Source organism: Methylomonas sp. BG-2 (assembly GCF_057766305.1).
The window spans coordinates 1-3,447 of record NZ_JBYMAP010000323.1; the positions used below are offsets into that span (position 1 = coordinate 1).

At 44.9% G+C, this 3,447-nt stretch carries 5 protein-coding genes; 2 read left to right on the forward strand and 3 right to left on the reverse strand.

Annotation, left to right across the window (positions count from 1 at the left end; all coding sequences use genetic code 11):
• The first annotated feature begins 174 nt into the window (after positions 1–174).
• Both AC3B8H_RS19520 and AC3B8H_RS19525 read left to right on the forward strand, forming a co-directional pair.
• Positions 175–396, forward strand: a complete 222-nt coding sequence (locus tag AC3B8H_RS19520; protein WP_488443191.1) for a hypothetical protein — start codon at positions 175–177, stop codon at positions 394–396.
• 28 nt (positions 397–424) lie between these two features.
• Positions 425–673: a hypothetical protein gene (locus AC3B8H_RS19525; protein ID WP_488443192.1), complete on the forward strand. Its 249-nt coding sequence runs from the start codon at positions 425–427 to the stop codon at positions 671–673.
• A gap of 1,852 nt (positions 674–2,525) precedes the next feature.
• Here the strand turns inward: AC3B8H_RS19525 and AC3B8H_RS19530 are convergent.
• The 3 genes from AC3B8H_RS19530 to AC3B8H_RS19540 all read right to left on the reverse strand — a co-directional run.
• Positions 2,526–2,804, reverse strand: coding sequence for a DUF2442 domain-containing protein (locus AC3B8H_RS19530; protein WP_488443193.1), 279 nt, complete (start codon positions 2,802–2,804; stop codon positions 2,526–2,528).
• A gap of 8 nt (positions 2,805–2,812) precedes the next feature.
• Positions 2,813–3,082 (reverse strand): type II toxin-antitoxin system toxin DhiT, encoded by a 270-nt coding sequence (gene dhiT / locus AC3B8H_RS19535; protein WP_488443194.1) that lies wholly within the window; start codon positions 3,080–3,082, stop codon positions 2,813–2,815.
• A 100-nt stretch (positions 3,083–3,182) separates the two neighbouring features.
• Positions 3,183–3,447 (reverse strand): hypothetical protein (locus AC3B8H_RS19540; protein ID WP_488443195.1); only part of this gene is annotated, 265 nt, incomplete at its 5' end.

Genomic DNA, 3,447 nt, shown 5'->3' on the forward strand with positions numbered 1-3,447 from the left:
GGGAATAAGGAAAAACCGAGTTCGAATATATTGTCGTTATTTTTGATTGATTTTCTTTGACAGTAAAAGATAGGTGAATATGATACGAGGTAGTCAAGACAATTTATTACGGCGCAATGCCCGTTGGTTATTGCGCCTTACGGCCTTGCATTTCGCGGCCTGTTGAGGAAGCATATGGCCCCTAATCAAGTAAAAAATTTAATTTTATTTGTGGCTATTTCTGTTATTTTTTTGGGTATAAATGGGATTGCGACTGGAGATTTTCATTCTAGTTATTCCGGTGCTTTTGGTGGTGCTAATAAGCTAATTAACAATTATTTTGGAGAAAATGGAACCAACTATGCAAGAATAATGATTGGAGTGTACTTAATGTTTTTTGCCTTAAGAAAAAAATAAACCTTTATATAACATAAGGAGATGATGCATGGCGGCTACAACATTTTTTATATCAAAAACAGGAATTCTTATTTCTGACGGTACTGTTCTGGGTGATGGAATTATAAGAAATTTGGAAGCATCTGTTGCAAGTGGCGAATTAAGTGGGTTAATTATTAGGCAGTTTAGTAATGGAGTTAATGCAGCAGAGCCATTAATTAGTGGCTATATGGATTCTAAGGACCTTTTAGCCCGAGTAGGGCGAAATAGGCGACAGCCGTATTGCGCCGTATGTTGACCTTCGTTCATTCGGCGCAATGCACGTTGGTTATTGCGCCTTACGGCCTTGACGGGCAAGGCCGGTTTAGGCAAAAACGGGCGGATGCCACTCGGCGATTCGCCAATCAAAATGCCACCATATGGCGGAACCGCGATGCGTTCCGCCTTACGGCCTTGTTATTCCTAACGATCAAGATTTTCATGGCCGATGGGGGAGGCTAGGCTTTTAATATACAAAAACTTTGGCCCTTATGGTGAGACTTATGTATTGATGTTGGGTGGTTTTTGGCTTTTACTGGTTGGTTTATTTAAAATAAAGGATTAAATTGTGTCTGATACTATTAATTTTATCACTCAATCAGAAACAATTCCCCAGAAATTTATGGAGACTTATATGAGTTTTAGTAAAACAGAATCAATACCTCGCAATTCCCAATGATTATTGCGCCTTACGGTCTTATAAAGCTGATTTATTTGTTATTGGTCGTAGTCGCAATTTTGATACCGTTGCTAAGTACAATCCTCCACATGTGGATATATCGGACGACAGGTGATTATACAATGCATGACAAAGTTGATAGGTATAATCCAAACAATAAAAATAGCCATCTTTCGAGCGGGCAGGTAATTCTAGTAAAGTTTGTAATCGGCTTAAGACGGGCATTGCCTTATCTAGCATTTTTTGTACTTGGCCATGAGTTTTTTTCTTTTATTAATAGAGGTGAGCTTCTTGCAAAATAGCTGAACGCAATAGATTCAGCCCGCGTAGGGCGCAATAGGCGATAGCCGTATTGCGCCGTATGTTGACCTCCGTTCATTCGGCGAAATGCCCGTTGGTTATGCGCGTTACGGCCTTGACGGGCAAGGCCGGTTTAGGCAAAAACGGGCAGATGCCACTCTGCGATTCGCCAATCAAAATGCCACCATATGGCGGAACCGCGATGCGTTCCGCCTTACGGCCTTAACCGAAATTTCTCGGCGGTTTTGCCGGAGAACGACATCGTTCTACAAAATTTGTCGGCCATTCTCGCTCGGAGCTCGACGACTGCAGAAAATTACGTCAACGCCCGAGCTCACCACAGGAATGCCCGAGTTATTTTCGAAAACGGTCGAGAAAAAAGCTCGACGGTTTTACCTCGGAACGACATTGTTCTACAAAATTTGTCGGCCATTCTCGCTCGGAGCTCGACGACTGCAGAAAATTACGTCAACGCCCGAGCTCACCACAGGAATGCCCGAGTTATTTTTGAGAACGGTCGAGAAAAAAGCTCGACGGTTTTACCTCAGAACGACATCAATCTATAAAATTTGTCGGCCATTGTCGCTCGGTGCTTGACGACTGCAGAAAATTACGCCAACGCCCGAGCTCACCACAGGAATGCCCAAGTTATTTTGGAGAACGGTCGAGAAAAAAGCTCGACGGTTTGACCTCAGAACGACATCGTTCTACAAACCGGGATGGTGTTCCTCCCCTGATGCCGCGCCGAGCACCCGAGGGTTTGAGCGGGAGTTGCCCGGCAGGGGCGCGGCAGGGATGCCGCGCGTTTTCGGAGGGCTAGGACAGCCCTTCCGAAAACCCCGCTCAAACCCGCAGGCGCGCAGGAAACAAGCGGCATGGGGTGTCGTTTCTTTTGGATACTTTTCTTTCGACTGCATGGATGCAGGAGGTAGAGCAATGCAGGAGCAATTGCCGAGGACAAGCAAAGAAAAGTATCGCGGTTGCCGGTCCGCGAACCGTCAATAAATTAGGCTTCGCGACAGCGAAACAATATTCATCCCAGCTTAAATTCCGCGTGGGCACAAAAACCGTGCCCACCCTACGCGGCTGAGAAATATGCTGCTCAATGGTAACCTCTTTATATGGCTAACGATTAGCTCAGCGGCGGAGCGTCAGCGGAGTCCGCTGGGGTGCTTCGTTGGGCGTTTTGGATATCAAAGATAATGGTGTCCGCACTGAAATCCTGTTCATGAGGCCAAGCAATGCCATGGTGTAAAGGGCGAACCAGGCGAAAATATGATTCGTTCAAAAGCTCTTTGAATGCACTTCCTCCTAAGTAAGGTTTGACATCAAAAATACCGGAAATACCGCTGGCTGTCTGAATCTCAATCCGATAATTATCGAGAGGAATGGCTTTTACGACCTTATCCATGGTACCCCCTACCGTAATGGGTCAATTTTGAAGACGGGTTCGCCAGAAACGGCCAACTTCCAATCTGCCATTAAATCTTCTCGGTGAATTTCTATCCATGCCTGTACCAGCTTCATTTTGGCTGACGGTAAACTGCCACCAAGAACCGAACCATCCTCAATAGCAATCGTCGCTTCATATTCGCCGTACTCTGCATGAATATGAGGAACGCTGTGTTTCTTGTTGTCGTAGAAATACATCAAGATCAGGATTCCGTAAAACATCGAAATTGTTGGCACAATGGACTCCTTTATTTATTTACCTAACGTTTAAATCAGCCGACCAAAAAGCGCGCAGCGGTTTTTGGGTCAGCTGCATTTGTTAGTAGCTTTTTGATCTTCATTCTTCATCCCAGAACGAAATATTCTTATTCTCCAAGAATTCCTTTTCCTGCTTTGCAGCCTTCTCGTAAAACTCTTTGCTTATTACCCCTTGATCAGCCATTGTCTCCATGGCTTTGAGCACCTGACTCCAGTTACTAAGCATAAATTGGCGTTTCTTAATGCCCCCTACCATTATCGCAAAACCCAACCTATAGTCAGATATGGAGTCATTCATTTCAGCAATAGCGGCTTTAAACTCCTCTGTTACCTCTTCCCAGTCA